The sequence below is a fragment of the Cognatilysobacter lacus genome, assembly GCF_008274655.1.
Lineage (GTDB): Bacteria > Pseudomonadota > Gammaproteobacteria > Xanthomonadales > Xanthomonadaceae > Cognatilysobacter > Cognatilysobacter lacus.
In genome coordinates, this window is sequence record NZ_VTRV01000044.1 from 1 (window position 1) to 19,906 (window position 19,906).

Below are 19,906 nucleotides of genomic sequence, written 5' to 3' on the forward strand. Positions count from 1 at the left end.
AAGCGCCGATCTCTGCGCAGTACCCGCTCGTCGCGCTGGCGCTCCTGTCGGCGGCGTTCGCGTCGCTGGCGCAGGACGTCGCGCCGATTCCGCCGCTGACGTCGCCCGTGGTCGACACCACCGCCACGCTCGATCCGCAGTCGCGCCAGCAGCTGGAGCAGCAGGCGCTCGCGCTGCAGCAGCACAAGGGCGCGCAGCTGCAGATCCTGATGGTGCCGACCACCAAGCCCGAGGAGATCGAGGAGTACGCGGTGCGCGCGTTCGAGCAGTACAAGCTCGGCCGGAAGAAGGTCGACGACGGCGTGCTGGTGGTGGTGGCGAAGGATGACCACCGCGCGCGCATCGAAGTCGGCTACGGGCTGGAAGGCGCGATCCCCGATGCCACCGCGATCCGCGTCATCAACGAATACATGGCCCCGCGATTCAAGCAGGGCGACTACGCAGGCGGGCTCAGCGAGGCGACCAAGGTCCTCGCGCAGGTGATCGACGGCGAGCCGCTGCCGGCGCCGATGGCAACGCAGAACGCGTCGTCGCAGCGCGGCGGCTCGGGCGGCAACCCGTTCTTCGGGCTGATCGCGGCGTACTTCGTGGCGCAGCTCGTGCGCGGCATTTTCGGCCGCACGCCGGCGTTCTTCCGCGGCATCGCGGGCGGCCTGGCGGCCGGCGCTATCGCCTGGCTGCTCGGCAGCATCCTCATCGGCGTGATCGGCGGGCTGCTCGGCTTCTTCATGGGCCTGGCCGGAGGACGCCGGTTGGGATACGCCGGCTCTGGCGCTGGCGGCTGGTGGGGCGGCGGGCTTGGAGGCGGCGGTTTCGGAGGCGGTGGCTTCGGCGGCGGCGGTGGTGGCGGCTGGGGCGGTGGCGGCGGCATGAGCGGGGGCGGTGGCGCCTCGGGGAGCTGGTAATGCGCGCGCTCCGGCATCTGTTCGCTCCGTCGTCGGGTGGCGCATTCCCGCCCGAAATGCTCGAGCGCATCGGCGCGGCTATCGCCGCCAGCGAGGCGCGCCACACCGGCGAGATCTGCTTCGCGGTCGAGGCCGCGCTGCCGTTCCGGCTCGCCCTGGACGACCACCGTCCACGTGATCGCGCACTCGACGTATTCACGCGCCTGCGTGTCTGGGATACCGCGGCGAACAACGGCGTGCTCGTCTATATGCTGCTGGCTGATCGCGCGATCGAGATCGTCGCCGACCGCGGATTCAGCGGTCATGTCGATGCCGCCCAGTGGTCGGTCATCTGCAGGGACCTCGAGTCGGCGATGCGAGCAGGCGATACCGAGGGCGGGGTCATGCGCGCAATCGACGCGATCTCGGCGTTGCTGGAACTGCACTTTCCGCGGCCGTCGGGCTACGTCGATACCAACGAGCTGGCCGACCGCCCGCACCTGCTCTGACGCCGTGGACGGCCCGGTCATCCCCGGCGCCCGTCGGCGCGAATGACGCGAGGCGTCGCAACGGCCACAATGTCGGCCGACTCCGCCGCTGGCTGCGCGCCCGATGACGTACCTGCACGACCTCAATCCGATTGCGCTCAGCCTCGGCCCCGTGAAGGTGCACTGGTACGGCGTGGCCTACATGCTCGGCTTCATGGCCTCGTGGTACCTCGGGCGTCGTCGCATCCGCGCGGGCCGGCTGCCAGGCATCAGCGAGCAGGCGTTCGGCGACATGCTGTTCTACGGGATGCTCGGCGTCGTGCTGGGCGGCCGCATCGGCTACGTGCTGTTCTATGCCTTCGGCGATTTCATCCACAACCCGCTGATGATCCTGCGGATCTGGGAAGGCGGCATGAGCTTCCACGGCGGGCTGCTGGGCGTGATGGCCGGCATTGCGCTCTGGTGCCGGCGACATCGCCTGCATTTCATGGACGCGATGGATTTCGTGGCGCCACTCGTGCCGCCGGGCCTGGGCATCGTGCGCGTGGCGAACTTCGTCAATGGCGAGTTGTGGGGCAAGCCGACTACTGGCCCCTGGGGCGTGATCTTTCCCCACAGCCTGCCGCAGCCGTATGCGTCGATGCCGATGCAGCAGTTGCGCACCCTGCACGCGCAGGGCGCGCTCGACGTGTTCGCGCGGCATCCTTCGCAGCTCTACCAGGCGGCGCTCGAGGGCCTGTTCCTCGGCCTGATCCTTTGGGCCTTCTCGAGCCGCCCGCGGCCGCGTTACGCAGTGGGCGGCATGTTCGCGCTGCTCTACGGCATCCAGCGTTTCGCCGTCGAATTCGTGCGTGTGCCGGACGAGCAACTCGGCTACCTCGCATGGAACTGGCTGACGATGGGGCAACTGCTGAGCCTGCCGCTGATCGCACTCGGCCTGGGCTGGCTGTGGTGGTCGCGCCGGCAACCTACTTTGCAGCCCGTGCCTGCGGCGGGCTGACATGCGGCAGTACCTCGAGCTGCTTCAGCATGTGCTGGACCACGGCACGCTGAAGGACGACCGCACTGGCACCGGCACGCGCAGCGTCTTCGGCTGGCAGATGCGCTTCGACCTCGCGCAGGGTTTTCCGCTGGTCACCACCAAGAAGCTGCACCTGCGCTCGATCGTCCACGAGCTGCTGTGGTTCCTGCGCGGCGAAACCAACATCGCCTACCTGCGCGAGAACAAGGTCAGCATCTGGGACGAATGGGCGGACGCCGATGGCGAGCTGGGCCCGGTGTACGGCAAGCAGTGGCGCCGCTGGACGGGCAGCGACGGCAGCGAGATCGACCAGATGAAGTGGGTCGTCGACGAGATCCGCCGCAATCCCGATTCGCGCCGGTTGATCGTCAGCGCCTGGAATGTCGCGGACCTGCCGCGCATGGCCTTGATGCCCTGCCACACGATGTTCCAGTTCTATGTCGCCGATGGAAAGCTCAGTTGCCAGCTGTACCAGCGCAGCGGCGACATCTTCCTCGGCGTGCCGTTCAACATTGCGAGCTATGCACTGCTGACGCACATGGTCGCGCAGGTGTGCGGGCTGGGCGTGGGAGATTTCGTGCACACGCTGGGCGATGCACACCTGTATTCGAACCACGTCGAACAGGCGTGCGAACAGCTTTCGCGCGAGCCGCGAGCGCTGCCGAAGCTGGTGCTCAATCCCGACATCGACGACCTGTTCGCATTCACCTTCGACGACATCGCGATCGAAGGCTACGACCCGCATCCGGCGATCAAGGCGCCCGTGGCGGTCTGATGCGCATTTCGATCGTCGTCGCCTACGACCGCGAACGCGCGATCGGCGTGGACGGCGGCTTGCCCTGGCATCTGCCCGACGACCTGAAGCGTTTCAAGGCGCTGACGCTCGGCAAGCCGATGCTGATGGGGCGTCGCACCGCGCAATCGCTGGGTCGCGCGTTGCCAGGCCGGCTCAACCTGGTGCTTACGCGGAGCGGGCGCGTGCCGTTCGATGGCATGGAACCGGTGCCCAGCATCGAGGCTGCGCTGGACCGGGTGCGCGCGGAAGGTGCGGAGGAACTTGCCGTGATCGGCGGCGGTGGCGTGTTCGAAGCGACGCTGCCGATCGCGACGTGGCTGCACCTGACGCTGGTCGACACCGCGGTGGCGCGTTCGGATACGTGGTTCCCGCCGTTTCCGCTCGACGAATGGTCCGAAGTGGCGCGTACGCACCACGCTGCCGACGCCACGCACGCGCACGCGTTCGATTTCGTGGATCTCGTTCGGGCCAAGCCTGCGCGAACCTAGGCGGACGGGCGCAGGCCGCGCGGCTGCCGCTGCGCATCGATGCGTGGGCGTGCGTGCCGTCCGTGCTGAAGCCGTGTGGAAGGTCTTCGCGCGCCGCACCGATCGGGCTTACCTAAGCCCATCCGCGGCCCGATTCACTCGCTCTGCGTCGCCGCCGGCTTTCCGGGCCGCGGCCCGCGTCCGTGTTCACGGCGAGCGTCGCGCGCGTTCGGGGCGCGCTGTTTGGGCGGCTGTGCGGGCACGTCGCGCCCCGGCACCTGCACCACCTGCAGCTCGTCGGTGTCCAGACGCAGCGCCGTCAGCCTGCCGCCCCACACCGCGCCGGTGTCGATGGCATGCACGCCGTGGCCGATGAACAATCCGAGCGACGACCAGTGCCCGCATACCACTTTCAGGTCACGCGGCGCGTGCCCGGGCACCGAGAACCAGGGATAAAGCCCGGCTGGTTGCGTGCCCGGCGAGCCCTTTTCCTCGAACGCGATGCGGCCGCGCGGACTGCAGAAACGCATGCGGGTGAAGATGTTGATGATTGCGCGCCAGCGATCGATGCCCGCAAGGCGCGGGTTCCAGGCGGGCGCATCGCCATAGATGTGCTTGAGCAGTCGCGAATGCTGGTCGCCGTGCAGCACCTTCTCGACTTCGCGCGCGTGGCGTTCGGCCATCGAAATGGTCCACTTCGGTGCGATTCCCGCGTGCACCATCGACCAGCCCAGTTCGCGATCCACATGCATCAGCTTCTGCGTGCGCAGCCAGTCGAGCAGCTGGTCGCGGTCGGGCGCCGTTACAACGCGCTGCAGGTCGGTATTGACCTTGCGTTGTTCCTCTTCGCGCCGCCCGCCGATCGCGAGCAGCGAGAGGTCATGATTGCCGAGCACGACAACGCTGTGGTCACGCAACGAATGCACCAGGCGCAGCGTCTCGAGCGATTGCCCGCCGCGGTTGACCAGGTCGCCACAGAACCACAGGCGATCCTTCGCCGGATCGAAGGCGATGCGTTCGAGCAGCCGCTGTGTCGCGTCGTAGCAGCCCTGCAGGTCGCCAATGGCCCAGACCGTCATGCGTCGGTCAGTGCAGCGTGCGCGGCACGGTCAACGTGAACGACGGTATCGGGGCCTCGAACGAAGTGCCGTCGTCGGCGAGCATGCGGTAGCTGCCGCGCATGGTGCCGAGGTCGGTTTCGAGCACTGCGCCGGACGTGTATTCGAAGGCTTCGCCGGGTTCGAGCATCGGCTGTTCACCGACCACGCCTTCGCCATCGACCTCGCGCACCTGTCCGCGTGCGTCGGTGATGATCCAGTGGCGCCCGAGCAGGCGCGCGCCCACGGAGCCGTGATTCTGCACGCGCACCGTGTACGCGAAGACGTAGCGTTCCTGTTCGGGTGCCGACTCGCTCTCGAGATAGCGAGCCTGGACCTCGACACCGATTGCGTGGGGATCGCATTCATTCATCCGCCCGAGTTTACGTGGCATGGCGGGATGGCGAAACCGCGCAGTCGTCACGCGGTGCCGGCGAGCGCGTTCGCGAGCGCGACGAAGGCTTCGACCGGCACCTGCTCGGCGCGCAACGACGGCTCGATGCCGGCGGCTGCAAACGCGTCGGCATCGCAGACCTTCGAGAGCGCGTTGCGCAGTGTCTTGCGGCGTTGGCCGAAGGCGTCGCGCACCACGTGCGAGAACATGGCGCGATCGCGCACTGCAATCTCCGCCGCCGGACGCGGCACGAGCCGCACGACCGCCGAGTCGACCTTGGGCGGTGGATGGAACGCGGCCGGTGGCACGTCGAACAGCGGTGTCACGCGGCAGTAGGCCTGCAGCATCACGCCCAGACGGCCATACACCTTGCTGCCCGGGCCCGCTGCCATGCGGTCGACCACTTCCTTCTGCAGCATGAAGTGCATGTCGCGCACGACGGTCGCGTGGTCCAGCGCATGGAACAGGATCGGCGACGACAGGTTGTAGGGCAGGTTGCCGACCAGCCGAAGCGTGCCGCCCTCGGCGAGCGCGGTGAAGTCGACCTTCAGCACGTCGGAATGGATGACGTGCAGGGTGCCGTGCGCTTGCGCGGCATGCGTGAGCGGCGCGATCAGGTCCCGGTCGAACTCGATGACGGTGAGCTCGCGGTGCCGGTCGAGCAGCGGAAACGTGATCGCGCCCTGACCCGGGCCGATCTCGACGAGCCGGTCGCCCGGCTGCGGATCCACCGCGTGCACGATGTTCGCGATGATCCCGGCGTCGTGCAGGAAGTGCTGGCCGAGACGCTTCTTCGGCGGTTCGCTGAAATGACTCGTCATGCGGGAATTATCCCGCACACGCGGTAACGGCTGCGCGCGCAGCGGCTTCGGTTCGGCATGACGTCGACGTCGGGTGACTGCAGCGCGGCGGAAGGACGCCGATCCCGACACGCTCCGCCGTGTGCAACACAGGGAGCGAGGCCTCACCCGGCGACTCGCGCCTCAGGCGCTGCGCGCCCTGTTCGACGCCAGCCGCGCAGCGAGATCGGCCGCGGCGAACAGGCTCGACGGATCGGCCTGCCCGGTACCCGCCAGGTCCAGCGCCGTGCCGTGATCGACCGCCACGCGCGGGTACGGCAGGCCCAGCGTGATGTTTACCGCGCGCTCGAATCCGCTGTACTTGAGCACCGGCAGGCCCTGGTCGTGGTACATCGCCACGACCGCATCGAAATCCGCCAGCTTCGCGGGCAGGAACGCGGTATCGGCCGGCAGCGGCCCGACCAGGCGCAGCCCGGCATCGCGCAGGGTGGCCATCGCGGGCGCGATGACGTCGATCTCCTCGCTGCCCAGATGCCCGTCTTCGCCGGCGTGCGGATTAAGGCCGAGCACGGCGATGCGGGGCGCGGCAATGCCGAAGTCCCGACGCAGCGCGCCGTCCACGATGCGAAGCGTGCGATCGATCGCGGCGGGCGTGATCGCATCGGCGACCTCGCGCAGGGGCAGATGGGTGGTGACCAGCGCGACCCGCAAGTCGTCGTGGCAGAGCATCATCACGACGTCGCACCCGGCCTGCCTGGCGAGCAGCTCGGTGGTCCCGGAGTAGGGGATGCCGGCGTCGTTGACGATCGCCTTGTGTACCGGGCCGGTGACGAGGCCGGCGAACCGCCCATCAATGCAGCCGCGCGCGGCCGCGGTGAGCGCACCGATCACGGATGCGGCGTTCGCCACGTCGAGCTGGCCAACCTGTACCGGCCGGGCGACCGGAAATGCCACCAGCCCCAGCGTGCCTGCTTGGGAGGCGGCCGTGTCGGCGGGGTCGACAAGTTCGAGCGCAAGGCCGAGGCGGCCCGCCGCATCCATCAGGACGCCGGGGTCGCCATGTGCGATCAGGGCATGCGTGCGCGGCCGCTGGGCGAGCCGCACGCAAAGCTCGGGGCCGACGCCGGCCGGCTCACCCGGTACCAGCGCCAGCCGGAGTGGAGTCACTCAGCTGCCGGAGGCGGGCGCCGCAGGCGCCGTGGCATTACCAAGCCGGACATCGACATAGGACTCGCCACGCAGCTCGCGCAGGTAGCGGTTCCACTCTTCCTCGAGCTTGCGACGGCCGATGGTCTCGGCGACCTGCGCGCGACGGGTCTGGTCCGTGGCGTTCGCCTGGCGCGTTTCGATGCGCTGCAGAACGTGCCAGCCCGCCTGCGTGCGGAACGGCTTGGAGACCTGTCCGTCCTGCAGGGCGCCGAGCTGCGCGGCGAACTCGGGGCCGAACTCGTCCGCAGCGAACCAGCCCAGATCACCACCCTTGCCGGCGCTGTTCTGGTCCTGCGAACTCGCCTTGGCGAGCTGTGCGAAGTCGGCGCCGCCGGCCAGTCGCGCGGCCAGGGTGTCGGCCTCCGCATGCGCCTGCTCGTCGGTCTTGCCGTCGGCGATGCGAATCAGGATGTGGCGCCCGTGGAACTGGGTGACCATCTGCGGTGCGCCCTCCGAGGCGTCACGTACTTCGACCAGGCGCAGCAGCTGGAAGCCGCTCGGGCCGCGGATCGGATCGGTGATCTGGCCCGGCTGCATGTTCTGCACAAGGCGCGCGAACGCGTTCGGGATCTCGTCGCCGCCGCGCCAGCCCAGGTCACCGCCCTCGAGCGCATTCGGGCTATCCGAATAGCGCACGGCGGCCGCCTGGAAATCCATCTCGCCCTTTTCGATCAGGGCCTTGATGCCCTCGATCTTCTTCTGCGCCGTGGCGATCTGCTCGGGCGTCGCGCCCTCGGGCAGTCCGACCTGGATGTGGGCGAGGTGGTACTGCTTGCCGGAGGTGGCGGTCGCCGCCATCGCGGCGTCGATCTCGGCTTCGCTGACGTTGATCCGGCCCTGCGCGAAGCGCTGGCGCAGGCGCTGCAGGGTCAGCTCCTCGCGGACGGAGGCGCGGAACTCGTCGAAGGTGGTGCCGTCGGCGGTGACGCGCTGGCGGAGCTGCTCGGCGCTGGTGCCATTCTGGCGCGCGATGGCAGCGATCGCCTGATCGACCTCCTCGTCATTGACCGTGACGCCGGTCTCCTGGGCACGTGCAACCTGCAGCTTGGTCAGTACGAGGCGCTCGAGCACCTGGCGTTCCAGCACGTCGGCCGGCGGAAGCTGGGCTTCCTTGCCGGCGTACTGGGCCCGGACGTTCGCGATCGCGTGGTCGAGTTCGCTGCGCAGGACCACGTCCTCGTTCACGACCGCGACGATGCGGTCGAGATCCTGGGTCTGCTGCTGCGCGAACGCGGTGAGCGGGACGACGGACGCGACGCTCGAGGCGGCCAGAAGGCACGCGAGAAGCGTCTTCACCGGGCGGGATGATGTCTTCATGGAGTGGGGTCGGTGCTGGGGGAAGTGCCGTTGGAGACGGTCTGACTCACCGTCCGCGGCGGGACCAGATACAGGTCGTCGCGATCGTAGCCCAAGATAGCACGGCGCAATACGCGCTCCGACTTCTGCCCGGCCGAGCCCAAGCCCTTCAGTTCAACTTCCAGCTGGATTGCGTTGTTCAGCTCGCCGGTGCGGTCGCGCAGGTAGCGGCGGGCCACGGCACGCACCGCCAGGCAGCAGCTCTCCCACTGCACGCCCGCGATCTCCTCGAGCGGCTTGTGGTCGAGCAGCGAGTAGTAATAGCGGCCGACGATGCTCCAGTTGTCGGTGATCGGGTACAGGAACGAGAAGTCCGTCTGCTTGATCAGGTCCTGTTCGCTGCCGGGGATCGCCGGGTTGAACGTGGTGTTGCGGCGGTACCGGTACCCGATGTTGACGATGCCGCGGTCGCCGACCAGATAGCGGGCGCGCAGGCTTGCAAGGTCCTGGCCGCGGATCTTCGGATCCCACTGGTAGGCACCGTTGATGAGCCAGCGGTCGGTGGGTGCGAAGCTGGCGTCCGCGACCCACGCCGACTTGCCCTGCGCGACCGGCGTTTCGGCGCCCGGGATGAACACCCGGCTGTCCTTGAAGTAGCGGATCTGGCCGAGGCTCAGCGCCAGCTTCTCGCGACCGTCGGCCTCGCTGATGAAACGCGTGGTCGCCGCGATCGTCAGCTGGTCCGCGTCGGTCTGGCGATCGGCACCGGTGTAGCGGTTGTCGCGGAACAGCTGGCCCCAGCTGAACGTCATCGGGGCCGTGTCGAACAGCGGGATCGCGGTCTGGTCGCTGTAGGGCACGCGCAGGTAGAACAGGCGCGGCTCGAAGGTCTGCAGATAGCCTTCGCCGCGGAAGTGGGTCGCGCGGTCGAAGTACATGCCGGCGTCGACCGACGTGATCGGCACGCTGCGCGACGGCGAGGTATCGGCGATCCCGGCCTGCGTGCGCCAGGCGTTGTCGAGCTGCCATGCGGTGTAGCGCCACGCGAGCTTCGGGTGCAGGAACCAGCTGGCGCCGTCGAAGTTGGCTGCGATATAGGGCTTGAGGTCGAGGCGCGTGCCATCGAACTGGCCGGTCTGGCCCGTGTAACCGGCGTGCTGGAAGTGGACCAGCTCGGCGTCGGCGCCGGCCTCGAACCACCTGCCGTACGGCTGGGCCCAGTGGCCGAACAGGCGCGGCAGGCGGTCGTAGGGAAGATTGGCGTCGGTGAGGGTGTAGTCGGCGAGCTGGTAGTGATCCGCCGATACGCCGGCGTTCCAGTAGCGCCCGCGACCGTAGACGCCGGCCTCGCTACGGATGAAATAGTTGGACACGCCGTAGAGGCTGTTGCTGAAGTCTTCGAGGTAGTGCGTGTCGCTCACCCAGCCAAGGTTCGCGCTTGCGTACCAGGTGGGATCGAAGCTGTGCACGGCCGACAGGCCGAACTGGCCACGGTTGTTGTCCGGCAGGGTGGCGCCGGGGATCGGATGGCCGGCGAGGTCGTTGAGGTAGCGCTCGGGCCGACGGCCGGGCAGGTCGTCCTTCGGCATCCACGAGCCGTACACGGTGCCGCGGCCCTGCTCGTAGAGCCAACGGAACTCACCGCCGAGCTGCACGCCGCGCTTGCTCATGAAGCGCGGGTAGAGCGTGGCGTCGTAATTCGGCGCGAGGTTCAGGTAGATCGGCTGGCGCCAGTCGAAGCCGTTGCGGCTCGAGCTCGCGATCGACGGATACAGCAGGCCGGTCTGGCGGCGATCGTCGGTCGGAAAGGGGAACCAGGGGACGTACAGCACCGGGACATGGCCGATTCGCAGGGTGGCGTTGTGGGCGACGCCGCGGCCCTTCGCCATGTCGATGTCGATCTCGCGCGCGCGCAGTTCCCACGCGCGCTGCCCGGGGTCGCAGGTCGAATACGTGGCGCCGTATAGGGCGCCGGCGTCGTCCTTGAGCGAGATCCTGTCGGCGCCGCCGTTGCCGCGTCGACGCATCAACTGGTACTGCAGGTCGTTGATCTGGTGGGTATCGGAGTCCTGGTTGCCCTCGGCGCTCTTGGCGACGATGCGCATGCCCGAATCCTGGTAACGCACGCTGCCGTCGGCCTTGTAGGCGCCGGTGGTCTGGTTGTAGACGAGGCGGTCGGTGCCGAGGAACTGGTCGCCGCGCTTGAGGCGGACGTTGCCCTGCACCAGCGTGTCGGCGTTCTCGGTGCCCTGCAGAGCGTCGCCCTCGAGATCCGTAGGCTGCTGGATGCGGGTCTTGGTATTGCCAGTGGTCGGCGTTGCGACGCCCTCGAAGGCCGGGACCGCATCGCGAAGCGGACAGAGGCTCCAGTCCTCGTCGTCCTCGGCCGCCATCGCGGGAAGGGCGATGGCGATGCACAGCGATAACGGGAGCAGGCGGAGAGTGTTTCGCACGCGGGGCATCCGTTGGTATGAATGGCGTTCCAGCCATCGGGCGGGTAGCTTGCCGCATCCCCGACGGGGCGGCAACGCGGCAAGTCGGGGCTCTTCCAATGGAGACGAGATGACCGCAGACGACAGACAGGACGCGCCCGTCCAGCACAGCGACGACGAATGGCGCGCGAAGCTCACCCCGGAGCAGTACGCCGTGTGCCGGTGCTCGGCCACCGAACGCGCGTTCACGGGCAGGTTCTGGGACCACAAGGTCGCCGGCTCGTACACGTGCGTGGCATGCGGCGAGGTGCTGTTCCTCTCCGTGGACAAGTACGACTCGGGAAGTGGCTGGCCGAGTTTCACGCGCCCCGCGAAGCCCGAGGCCGTCACCGAACACGTGGACAGTGCGCACGGGATGCGTCGGGTCGAGGTCAAGTGCGCGCGCTGCGACTCGCACCTGGGTCACGTCTTCCCCGACGGGCCGGCGCCGACGCACCTTCGCTACTGCATCAACTCGGCGTCGATGGACTTCGTGCCGGAGCCGTCCGGTTGATGCGGGACGCATTGCTGGTGGGCGTCGGTGGCTTCATCGGGGCCATCGCGCGACATCTGATGGGAGGCTGGCTGCTGCCGTTTTCCGGGGCGCTGCGATTCCCCGTAGGTACGCTTGCGGTGAACGTGCTCGGGTGCGCGCTGATCGGCGTGTTCGCGGCGTTCGCCGAGCAGCTGCCGGGTCTCAACGGCCCGGCGCGGCTGGTGCTGGTCACTGGGGTGCTGGGCGGCTTCACCACGTTCTCGGCGTTCGGACTGGAAACCGCGCTGATGCTGCGCCGCGGCGATTCGCTGCTCGCGGCGGGCTATGTCGTGGCGAGCGTGCTGCTCGGGCTGGCGGCGGTGTGGCTGGGCATGAAGGCGATCGCGATCGCGCGCTGATCAGGGGCGCGCAAACGCTTCCCGCGTCAGGTTGAGCGGCTCGCTTTCGGTGCAGACCACGTCGTCCTCGATTCGGATGCCGCCGTACGGGCGGAACGCCGCCACCCGCGCCCAATCCACGCTCGCCGCATTCGGGCCGGCGCGCAGATCGTCCAGCAGCATGTCGATGAAATAGATGCCGGGCTCGATGGTGACGACCATGCCGGGCGCGATCGTGCGGGTGAGACGCAGGTAGGGATGGCCGTCGGGTTTGGCGAGGGTCGCCGTGCCCGCGTCCGCGGCGGCGAAGCCGGCGACGTCGTGCACCTGCAGGCCGATTCCGTGGCCGACGCCGTGGGGAAAGAACGTCGAGCTCACGCCGCTTTCGACGGCTGCCTCGGCCGACACCTTGAGCACGCCGTGGTCGCGGAGGATGCCCGCGAGCGCCAGGTGTGCGTCCAGATGGATGCGCCGGTAGTCCACGCCCGAACGCACCTGCGCGCACATGCGCTGCTGCGCGGCGTCCACGGCGTCGACCATCGCCTGGAAGTCGTCGTCACGCGCGGAGTACGTGCGCGTGATGTCGCAGGCGTAGCCGGCGTAGCTCGCACCCGCGTCGATCAGGAAACTGCGCGATGCGGCGGGCGCCTCGCGGTCCAGCTGCGTGTAATGCAGCACCGCGCCGTGCTCGTTGAGGGCGACGATGTTGCCGTAGGGCAGGTCGTTCGCGTCCTGCCGGGCCGCGGCGCAGTAGGCGAGGTGGATATCGAACTCGCTCAGCCCGTGCCGGAAAGCGGCCTCGGCCGCGCGGTGCGCGTGCGCGCCGATGCGGGACGCCTCGCGCATCATCGCGATCTCGTACGGCGTCTTGAATGCGCGGTGATATTCGAGGTAGGCGACCACCGCCGCGGGATTGTTCGGAGCATACTCGGCCCGCACGCCCTGCGGCTCGCCCAGGATCGCGCAACGGGCAGCGGGGGGCAGATGGGGAATCGCCTCCTCGGCGGTGCGCACGACGGCTACATCGAAATGTTCCACCCACCAGCCAACCGGCGCTTCGGGAACCACATGCCAGTAATCGCGCGGCTGAAGGTAGATCAGCTTGGGTCGACGGCCCGGCGTGACGACCAGCCAGCTACCGGGGTTACGCGTCAACGGCACCCACGCCTTGAACTGCGGGTTGACGGCGTAGGGATAGTCACGATCGTCGAACACCTGGTAATGGGGGTTGCCGCTCGGGACAACCAGATGCTCGAAGCCGCCGCGCTCGAGTGCAATGCGGGCTCTAGCCTGCAGCACTTCGATGTGCCGCGCGTACAGGGAAGCCGTATTCGGGTCGGTCATGGCGACAGCTGCAGGAAGGGAACGAATGGATTCTGACCCATCGCAGGCCCGCGCGGCGGGAACGCGGCGGCGGCTGCCGAGGGTAATGCACGCGCCATGGTGGGTCGGCCTGCTCGCGCTGGTCGCCGGCCTCGCGATCACGGCCGCGCTGGTGGAGTGGCAGCATCGCCGCTCGGTCGACGAGCGCGCCCGGCAACTGTCGGCGCTGGCCGACGCCGAAGTCACGATGCTTCAGGAGCGGCTGCACCAGTACGACTTCGGGCTGCGCGCGCTGCAGGCCGGCTTCATGTCCCGCGGACTCGATGCGGACGACTTCGAACGCGCTTATCGCTCACTCGAACTGGGCCGCAGGCTGCCCGGGCTGCAGGCGCTCGTGTACGCGGTACACCGGCCGGGGCCGGGAGGGGGCTCGTATCCGACGGTCTTCGTGCAACCGCTTGCGGGCAACGAACGCGTGGTGGGCCTGGACGTGCGTCGGCAGCCGGCGAACCTCTTGGCACTGGAGGCGTCGCGTGACAGCGACCGCTCTGTGCTGTCGCAGCCGTTCCGGCTCATCCAGGATGCCGCGTCGCATGAGCCCGATGGGCTGCTGCTGCGCCTGCCCGCCTATTCGCCGGGCGAGCAACCGCGCACGGTTGAAGAGCGACGAGCACGATTCATAGGCTCGCTGGCGATCTCGCTGCGAATTTCGCGACTCGCCGAGCATGCGTTCCGTCCGGAATGGCGACGCGCCCTGCACCTGCGCATCGTGGACGTTGATGCCGTCCCCGCGGCGCTCGTCTATGACTCGAAGCCGCGGGAAACATCGGCTGTGTCGGGCTGGCGGCATTCACGCATGCTCGAGTTCGGCGGTCGCCGCTGGCGCCTCGACGTTCACGACGCGGACCACGGCCGGGCGGAACTGCGCGACGTGCTGCCGCTGCTGCTCTCGGGCGTCGCCGGCAGCGTGCTGTTCGCGCTCTGGATCGCGTCTCTGGCGGGTGGGCGCCGAAGGGCGGTGGAATTGGCAGAAGCGATGACCCGCCGCTATCGCGAGAGCGAGGAACGCTTCCGCGCGGTCAACGAATTGCTGCCCGCACTCGTCTTGCTGGCGCGCGAGGCGGACGGCAAGGTCATCTACGCCAACCAGGCCGCGCGCGTTCGCCTCGGGGCGAATGTGGACGGCGCCTTGCTGGATGACCTGTTCGAGGATGCGCACCGGCGTGCCGAGCTCATCGAGGTTACCGAGGGTCACGGCTGGGAAAACGTCGAGGCGATGCTCCGCACCATGAACGGCGATCGTTTCTGGGCGAATGTCTCGATGTCCCGCGTGCGCATCAACGACCGCTGGAAACGGCTCGTGGTGGCATCGGATATCTCGCAGCAGCGTCAGTTGACCGAGCTGCTGAGTTACCAGGCGTCGCACGACGCGCTGACGGAGCTGTTCAATCGTCGCGAGTTCGAACGCCATGTCGAGCGCACGCTCGCGCACATGGCCGGCGGGGGTCCCCGCTGCGCGCTGCTTTACATCGACCTCGACCAGTTCAAGCTGATCAACGATACGTCGGGCCACGCGGCGGGCGACCAGTTGCTTGCCCAGCTCGCGCAGGTGATGCGCGAGCAACTGCGCGGCGGTGACGTGCTCGCGCGGCTGGGCGGTGACGAGTTCGGCGTGCTCGCCTGTGACGTGCAGGACGAAGCCGGCGCGCGGCTGGTCGCCGACAGGCTGCGCCAGAACATCGACGCGTATTCCTTCGTGTGGGACCAGGCCAGCTACGGCATCAGCGCCAGCATCGGCGGCGTGCTGCTGGATCCGTCGAGCTCCCTCAAGGAGCTGTTCGCGCAGGCCGACACCGCTTGCTACATGGCGAAGGAGGCCGGGCGCAATCGCGTGCATTTCTTCTCGGCGAGCGACGACGCCACGGCGCAGCGACGCACCGAAATGGAGTGGGCACATCGCCTGCGCTGGGCGCTCGAGGCCGGGCGGTTCCGTCTCTACTACCAGGAAGTGCATCCGCTCAACGGGCTCGCCGACGGCGCGCGGCTCGAACTGCTGCTGCGGCTGGTCGACGAGGACGACCGCGTCATCCCGCCGGGCGCCTTCATTCCCGCGGCGGAGCGCTACGGGCTGATGGCGGACATCGATCGTTGGGTCGTTGAAACCGCGCTCGCCAACCTCGATCGCCTGCATCCGGAAGGTCGCGGCCTGCGCATGGTCGCGATCAACCTGTCGGGCGGCACGATCGAGGACGAATCGTTCATCGAGCACATCCTCTCGCTCATCAAGCGGCACGACGTGGACCCGCGACGGCTGTGCTTCGAGATCACCGAGACGCTCGCGGTGCGCAACCTCGCGCTTGTCTCGCGCTTCATGGGTGAGCTGCGCAAGGTCGGGTGCCGGATCGCGCTGGACGACTTCGGTGTCGGCATGTCGTCGTTCGGCTATCTGAAGAACCTTCCGGTCGACATGATCAAGATCGACGGCAGCTTCGTGCAGGATCTCATCAGTGACCCGATGAGCAACGCGATCGTGCGCGCCGTCACCGACATCGGCCACCAGCGGGGCATGCAGGTGGTCGCCGAATGGGTGGACAGCGAAGCGATCATCAAGGCGCTGGCCGCGCTCGGCGTCGACCATGCACAGGGCTATGCGCTGCACCGGCCCGAGCCGGCGATGATGTATCGGAAGGCCTGACGCGGCTCAGACGTACGTGGCGCCCGGCGCGTCGATCCATTCGCGCAGGCGGTCGAGCTGGCCGTCCTCGAGCGAGAGGAAGCGGAACCCCATCCACGCCTGCCCGGGCGCGGCGGCGGCGTTCTGCCACAGCAGGTGCGCACCGATCTCAAGCGGGAAGCGCAGGCCGCTGCGGTCCGCGAGGGTGAAGCGCAGCTGGTAGAGGCAGTCCTCGTGCAGCGGCTGGCCCGCGAGCAGCAGCAGCCCGCTGTCGGAAATGTTGCCGAGCTGGCCGATCGCCTGGTCGGTCATCGAATCGATCACGTCGACGCGCTCATCCACCCGTCTGCGTCGGCTGCGACGTGATTCGTCGACGGAGGTATTCATGCGATCTGCCCGGTCTTGTTCTTTCCGCCGGCGGCCAGCGATGCCAGGGCCACGCGCCACGCGCGGTCGACGAGCCGGCCTTCGGCGGCGGTCACCACGTGTGCGCGGCCGGCCGCCAGTTGCTGGGCGAGTTCGTTGACGGTGCCGTCGGCGACGCGCTGGCCGCGCAGGTTGACGAACAGCAGCTGGCCCGTGACTTCGCTCTGCCACGAAAGCCGGCGACGCACCGGGTTTCCGGCCTCGTCGAGTGTCTCGACCCACGTGCCCGTGGGCAGCGCACGGATACGCTCGGCCTGCGCTTCGCCTTTGGTGTCGAGACGGGCCTCGGCCGCGCCATCGCCCCCGGCTTCCTCGCCGAGCCGCGCGCGCACCTTCAGGCGCATCGCCAGTTCGGTGCGGGTGGCGGCGTCGTCGGTCTCTTCGTCGACCGCACCGGTGAGGATGCGCGCGATGCGGCCTGCGTCGTCGGCGTGGTAACCGACCGTGACCAGCCAGTGATCGACCAGCAGCACCAGATCCGGCGCCGCGCCCTTGCCGGCGGCGGCGCGCACGAGCGCGCGCGTCGCGTCGACGAGTGCTGTCCACTCGGGGCTGTCGTCCCCGTTTCGCAGGTGCGCCAGGGTGAGCACGTCGGCCCAGGCATGTCGCAGCATGCCCCGATGGAAAGCGGGCACGCGCGTGGTGGCGAGCGCCTCGTCGATGACGGTGGTGCCGACGTGGCGCGCGACTGCGAGCTTGTCCTTGCCGCGCGCGGCTTCGACGTTGCGGCGCTCGGATATTTCGGCGCGCCGCGCGACGGCCTGTTGCTGGCTGTCGAGCGCCGCGACGCCGGAGCGGAAGGCGGCTCCCACGTCGTCGTGCGCGCGCGCGATCGAATCGACGATGCGTTGCAGATGCAGCAGGAGCTGCGGGTCGACATCGTCGGTGCCGTGCCAGCGTGCGCCCGCCTCGGCGACCGCGTTCAGGATCTCGCGGCCGGCGTGCGTTGCGCGGAGGAACACGCCCGCGTCGCTGAGCGCCAGGCGCAGGAGCGGAAGGCGCAGCGTGTCGAGCATCGCGTTGGCCGGGCTGTCGTTGCGCACGTCACGCTGCAGCTGCGCGTACATCAGGCCCAGCAGCTCGAAGACGTCGGCGTCCGCCTGCGACAGCGCGACCGCTTCGCCGGTGCGATGGCGCGCCTGCAGCAGTGCCCACTGACGGATCGAATCGACGTCGAGTCCGCGGATCTCGTCGCCGGCGTCGCGCAGGATGTCGAGCAGCACGGCGGTGGAAAGTTCGGGGCGTGCGCCACGCTGCTGTTGCGCGGCAGCGCCGTTGTCGACGCCGCCGTCGGGTGACGCGCCGGAAGCGAACCCGCCGCCGCGGAACCGGTCGGCCATGGATCGACGCGAAGCCAGCATGTCCTGCAGCATGCGGAACGTGGACATGTCGGCATCGGTCGGAGGCGCGCTCGCCCAACCGGTATGGGGGCGCTCGGCTTCAGGCGTCGCGCCCCCAGACCAGTCAGTCGCGACGCGCGCTCGCGCGCGCAACGGGACGTAGGTGAGCCCGGGCATGATGCGCAGGCGGTCGAGCTGGTCGTTGAAGGCTTCGGCGATACCGGGGTATTCCGTGAGCACGGTGCGGTCGAACTCGCGCAGCAACGCGATCCGCAGCGCCAGGCTGAAGCCGCATGCGTCCGCCGCCTCGAGCATCAGTTCGCAGAGGCGCTGGGGCCCGACGGGCAGCCGGCCGGGTTCGAACGCCGGCGACTCTGCGAGCACGGCAAAGCGCTGGCAAAGCAGGTGGACGGGCAGCGGCGCACGCGATTCCTGCCGCATCGCGATGGCCTTGACCTCGGTAGCCTCGTCGGTCTCGTCTTCGTCGACGAGGCGCAGCTCCTGGAAGGACGGCATGGCCTGCGCATCCGGGGCCCGCTGCGGCGACCGTGCGGTTTCACGCAGCGCGGCGAGGTCGGCGTCGATCGCCTCGGCGAAGGCCGCGACGAATTGAGCGTGGCGACGCGCCAGCAACTGCGCCTGCTCCATGTAGCTGACGCCTACCGAATGCTGCGCACCGCGGTCGCGCAGGTGCGTGAGCCGGTCCTCCATCTGGGGGATCACCCGATCGAACGGGGACACGACCAGTTCAAAGGCCAGCGAATGCACAGCCTGCAGAGCCTCCGCCACCCGACGCGGCAGCGGCGCGGCCGCGAGCGCGTCCGCGGATGGGATCCGCCGGTTGGGTGGAAACGGGACTGACAAGTTGGATTTCCCCACGTAACGTGTTGATCTAAGCACGCTCAGCCGTGGATGTCAGCTTCCACCGGGGCGTCGAGGAACAGTTCCAGCACGTCGTTGGTGAACCGGCGCCCGAGCGCCGTGGGCCGCACGCGCTCGCCGTCGTCCTCCAGCCAGCCCAGTTCGATGGCCGTCGAGAGGGGGCCGGCGATCGCCGCCCGAGGCAGCCCGGTGCGCGCAAGGAACTGCGTCCAGGCGAAGCCTTCGTGCAGTCGGAGCGCGTTGAGCATGAACTCGAACGGCCGCCGCGAGGGCTCGATGGCCTCGTCGCCGCCGATCGCGTCGGCAGTGCCCGCGGTGTCCAGATAGCGCGTCGGATGCTTGTGCTTCCACCGCCGCAGGATCGACTGGCTGGCGCCCATGGTGACCTTGCCGTGCGCTCCCGCGCCGATGCCGAGGTAGTCGCCATAGCGCCAGTAATTGAGGTTGTGCGCGCAGCGATGCCCAGGCTTCGCGTAGGCGCTCGTCTCGTAATGCTCGTAGCCGGCCTGCGCCAGCATCGACTGGCAGTGCTCCTGCATGTCCCAGGCGAGGTCGTCGTCCGGCAGGCCCTTCGGGGGGCGCGCGGCGAACACGGTGTTGGCTTCCAGCGTGAGCTGATAGTGCGAGATGTGGGTGGGCGACAGTGCCAGCGCGCGTTCGATGTCGAGCGCGGCCATCGCCAGGTCCTGGCCCGGTAGCGCGTACATCAGGTCGAGGTTGATCTCGGCGAAGCCGGCGTCCTGCGCCTGCCTGACGGCGTCGGCGGCCTGCGCGGAGTCGTGGATGCGGCCGAGGCGTTCCAGGCAGCCGTCATCGAAACTCTGCACGCCGAAACTCAGCCGATTGACGCCGGCCGCGCGGTAGTCCGCGAGCTTTCCGTATTCGGAGGTGCCCGGATTCGTCTCCAGCGTGATTTCACAGTCGGGCGCGAAACGCAGCCGCGAACTTGCCTGTTGCAGGAAGCGGTCGACCAGCTCGGCCGGCAGCAGGCTGGGCGTGCCGCCGCCAAAGAACACGGTGCGGATCGTGCGGCCCCAGACCTGCGGCAGGTCGTGGTCGAGGTCGGCGAGCAGCGCATCGACGTACCGCGCCAGCGGCAGCTCGCCCCGCCCGGTATGCGAATTGAAGTCGCAATAGGGACACTTCTTCACGCACCACGGCACATGCACGTAGAGCGAGAGTGGCGGGGTGGCGAGACTCATGCAGGCGAGGCATCGTGCGGCTGTCGGGCGGTGCCATGCTCCGGCATGGACGCCAGCGCGTCGAGCAGGCGCGGATCGATCCAGACCCGGCGCCGCCCGTGGACGATGATCCACAGGGTGACCGGACGGATCGATGGATGCGCCGGCGACGGGCCAGCGAGCACGAGGCAGATGCCGTGGCCGTCCCGCTCCAGGCGCAGGCGGCACCACGGGCTCGCCGAACGCCGGAAGCGCAGCCGCGACACCTGGCGCGCCGGCAGGGC

At 68.7% G+C, this 19,906-nt stretch carries 19 protein-coding genes; 8 read left to right on the forward strand and 11 right to left on the reverse strand.

The genetic code is table 11. The features are described 5' to 3' along the window. Nucleotides 1-8: 8 nt before the first annotated feature. The 5 genes from FW784_RS05805 (at nucleotide 9) to FW784_RS05825 (ending at nucleotide 3,677) form a co-directional block, all read left to right on the forward strand. The gene (locus FW784_RS05805; RefSeq protein WP_149352427.1) at nucleotides 9-905 is read left to right on the forward strand and encodes a TPM domain-containing protein; all 897 of its coding nucleotides are present in this window, start codon (nucleotides 9-11) and stop codon (nucleotides 903-905) included. Then, complete coding sequence (locus FW784_RS05810; RefSeq protein WP_149352411.1) at nucleotides 905-1,393, forward strand: TPM domain-containing protein; 489 nt, start codon at nucleotides 905-907, stop codon at nucleotides 1,391-1,393. Before FW784_RS05805 ends, FW784_RS05810 begins: the two co-directional genes overlap by 1 nt. A gap of 103 nt (nucleotides 1,394-1,496) precedes the next feature. Next, on the forward strand, nucleotides 1,497-2,372 hold the full coding sequence (gene lgt / locus FW784_RS05815; RefSeq protein ID WP_149352412.1) for a prolipoprotein diacylglyceryl transferase: 876 nt from the start codon (nucleotides 1,497-1,499) through the stop codon (nucleotides 2,370-2,372). Between the two features lies 1 nt (nucleotide 2,373). Then, nucleotides 2,374-3,168, forward strand: a complete 795-nt coding sequence (locus FW784_RS05820; RefSeq protein WP_149352413.1) for a thymidylate synthase — start codon at nucleotides 2,374-2,376, stop codon at nucleotides 3,166-3,168. Beyond that, complete coding sequence (locus FW784_RS05825; RefSeq protein WP_149352414.1) at nucleotides 3,168-3,677, forward strand: dihydrofolate reductase; 510 nt, start codon at nucleotides 3,168-3,170, stop codon at nucleotides 3,675-3,677. The genes FW784_RS05820 and FW784_RS05825 overlap by 1 nt, the downstream gene beginning before the upstream one ends. 134 nt (nucleotides 3,678-3,811) lie before the next feature. Here FW784_RS05825 and FW784_RS05830 read toward each other — a convergent pair whose 3' ends face one another. From FW784_RS05830 to lptD, 6 genes are all read right to left on the reverse strand, one after another. After that, nucleotides 3,812-4,735, reverse strand: coding sequence for a symmetrical bis(5'-nucleosyl)-tetraphosphatase (locus tag FW784_RS05830; protein WP_149352415.1), 924 nt, complete (start codon nucleotides 4,733-4,735; stop codon nucleotides 3,812-3,814). Between the two features lie 7 nt (nucleotides 4,736-4,742). Then, the gene (gene apaG, locus FW784_RS05835; RefSeq protein ID WP_149352428.1) at nucleotides 4,743-5,126 is read right to left on the reverse strand and encodes a Co2+/Mg2+ efflux protein ApaG; all 384 of its coding nucleotides are present in this window, start codon (nucleotides 5,124-5,126) and stop codon (nucleotides 4,743-4,745) included. Between the two features lie 47 nt (nucleotides 5,127-5,173). Next, nucleotides 5,174-5,968: a 16S rRNA (adenine(1518)-N(6)/adenine(1519)-N(6))-dimethyltransferase RsmA gene (gene rsmA, locus FW784_RS05840; protein WP_149352416.1), complete on the reverse strand. Its 795-nt coding sequence runs from the start codon at nucleotides 5,966-5,968 to the stop codon at nucleotides 5,174-5,176. Nucleotides 5,969-6,130: 162 nt separating this feature from the next. Next, on the reverse strand, nucleotides 6,131-7,114 hold the full coding sequence (gene pdxA / locus FW784_RS05845) for a 4-hydroxythreonine-4-phosphate dehydrogenase PdxA (RefSeq protein WP_149352417.1): 984 nt from the start codon (nucleotides 7,112-7,114) through the stop codon (nucleotides 6,131-6,133). Next, entirely contained in the window at nucleotides 7,115-8,473 is a 1,359-nt protein-coding gene (locus tag FW784_RS05850; RefSeq protein ID WP_149352418.1) for a peptidylprolyl isomerase, read from the reverse strand. After that, a complete protein-coding gene (gene lptD, locus FW784_RS05855) occupies nucleotides 8,470-10,905 on the reverse strand; it encodes an LPS-assembly protein LptD (protein ID WP_425481592.1) in 2,436 nt (811 codons plus the stop codon). The genes FW784_RS05850 and lptD overlap by 4 nt, the downstream gene beginning before the upstream one ends. Before the next feature lie 109 nt (nucleotides 10,906-11,014). Between lptD and msrB the strand changes: the two genes are divergently transcribed. Beyond that, nucleotides 11,015-11,437, forward strand: a complete 423-nt coding sequence (msrB, locus tag FW784_RS05860; protein WP_149352420.1) for a peptide-methionine (R)-S-oxide reductase MsrB — start codon at nucleotides 11,015-11,017, stop codon at nucleotides 11,435-11,437. Beyond that, on the forward strand, nucleotides 11,437-11,817 hold the full coding sequence (crcB, locus tag FW784_RS05865) for a fluoride efflux transporter CrcB (RefSeq protein ID WP_149352421.1): 381 nt from the start codon (nucleotides 11,437-11,439) through the stop codon (nucleotides 11,815-11,817). The genes msrB and crcB overlap by 1 nt, the downstream gene beginning before the upstream one ends. Here the strand turns inward: crcB and pepQ are convergent, their stop codons facing one another. Continuing rightward, on the reverse strand, nucleotides 11,818-13,140 hold the full coding sequence (gene pepQ, locus FW784_RS05870; RefSeq protein ID WP_149352422.1) for a Xaa-Pro dipeptidase: 1,323 nt from the start codon (nucleotides 13,138-13,140) through the stop codon (nucleotides 11,818-11,820). Between the two features lie 85 nt (nucleotides 13,141-13,225). Here pepQ and FW784_RS05875 point away from each other — a divergent pair, with 85 nt between their 5' ends. Continuing rightward, nucleotides 13,226-15,814 carry a bifunctional diguanylate cyclase/phosphodiesterase gene (locus tag FW784_RS05875; protein WP_149352423.1) on the forward strand — a complete coding sequence of 863 codons (2,589 nt, stop codon included), beginning with the start codon at nucleotides 13,226-13,228 and terminating at the stop codon, nucleotides 15,812-15,814. A 6-nt stretch (nucleotides 15,815-15,820) separates the two neighbouring features. Here FW784_RS05875 and FW784_RS05880 read toward each other — a convergent pair whose 3' ends face one another. The 4 genes from FW784_RS05880 to FW784_RS14290 all read right to left on the reverse strand — a co-directional run. Beyond that, nucleotides 15,821-16,180 carry a PilZ domain-containing protein gene (locus FW784_RS05880; RefSeq protein ID WP_149352424.1) on the reverse strand — a complete coding sequence of 120 codons (360 nt, stop codon included), beginning with the start codon at nucleotides 16,178-16,180 and terminating at the stop codon, nucleotides 15,821-15,823. Next, nucleotides 16,177-18,459: a DUF1631 family protein gene (locus FW784_RS05885; RefSeq protein ID WP_328592711.1), complete on the reverse strand. Its 2,283-nt coding sequence runs from the start codon at nucleotides 18,457-18,459 to the stop codon at nucleotides 16,177-16,179. Before FW784_RS05885 ends, FW784_RS05880 begins: the two co-directional genes overlap by 4 nt. A 2-nt stretch (nucleotides 18,460-18,461) precedes the next feature. Beyond that, a complete protein-coding gene (gene hemW / locus FW784_RS05890; RefSeq protein ID WP_149352426.1) occupies nucleotides 18,462-19,643 on the reverse strand; it encodes a radical SAM family heme chaperone HemW in 1,182 nt (393 codons plus the stop codon). Continuing rightward, nucleotides 19,640-19,906 (reverse strand): hypothetical protein (locus FW784_RS14290; RefSeq protein ID WP_187770696.1); only part of this gene is annotated, 267 nt, incomplete at its 5' end. The genes FW784_RS14290 and hemW, both read right to left, overlap by 4 nt.

Excerpts from the sequence above, each read along its gene's own strand:
- FW784_RS05810 (WP_149352411.1), top strand. The coding sequence starts at position 905 with ATGCGCGCGCTCCGGCATCTGTTCGCTCCGTCGTCGGGTGGCGCATTC.
- lgt (WP_149352412.1), top strand. The coding sequence starts at position 1,497 with ATGACGTACCTGCACGACCTCAATCCGATTGCGCTCAGCCTCGGCCCC.
- FW784_RS05820 (WP_149352413.1), top strand. The coding sequence starts at position 2,374 with ATGCGGCAGTACCTCGAGCTGCTTCAGCATGTGCTGGACCACGGCACG.
- FW784_RS05825 (WP_149352414.1), top strand. The coding sequence starts at position 3,168 with ATGCGCATTTCGATCGTCGTCGCCTACGACCGCGAACGCGCGATCGGC.
- FW784_RS05830 (WP_149352415.1), bottom strand. The coding sequence starts at position 4,735 with ATGACGGTCTGGGCCATTGGCGACCTGCAGGGCTGCTACGACGCGACA.
- apaG (WP_149352428.1), bottom strand. The coding sequence starts at position 5,126 with ATGAATGAATGCGATCCCCACGCAATCGGTGTCGAGGTCCAGGCTCGC.
- rsmA (WP_149352416.1), bottom strand. The coding sequence starts at position 5,968 with ATGACGAGTCATTTCAGCGAACCGCCGAAGAAGCGTCTCGGCCAGCAC.
- FW784_RS05850 (WP_149352418.1), bottom strand. The coding sequence starts at position 8,473 with ATGAAGACATCATCCCGCCCGGTGAAGACGCTTCTCGCGTGCCTTCTG.
- msrB (WP_149352420.1), top strand. The coding sequence starts at position 11,015 with ATGACCGCAGACGACAGACAGGACGCGCCCGTCCAGCACAGCGACGAC.
- crcB (WP_149352421.1), top strand. The coding sequence starts at position 11,437 with ATGCGGGACGCATTGCTGGTGGGCGTCGGTGGCTTCATCGGGGCCATC.
- pepQ (WP_149352422.1), bottom strand. The coding sequence starts at position 13,140 with ATGACCGACCCGAATACGGCTTCCCTGTACGCGCGGCACATCGAAGTG.
- FW784_RS05875 (WP_149352423.1), top strand. The coding sequence starts at position 13,226 with ATGCACGCGCCATGGTGGGTCGGCCTGCTCGCGCTGGTCGCCGGCCTC.
- FW784_RS05880 (WP_149352424.1), bottom strand. The coding sequence starts at position 16,180 with ATGAATACCTCCGTCGACGAATCACGTCGCAGCCGACGCAGACGGGTG.
- hemW (WP_149352426.1), bottom strand. The coding sequence starts at position 19,643 with ATGAGTCTCGCCACCCCGCCACTCTCGCTCTACGTGCATGTGCCGTGG.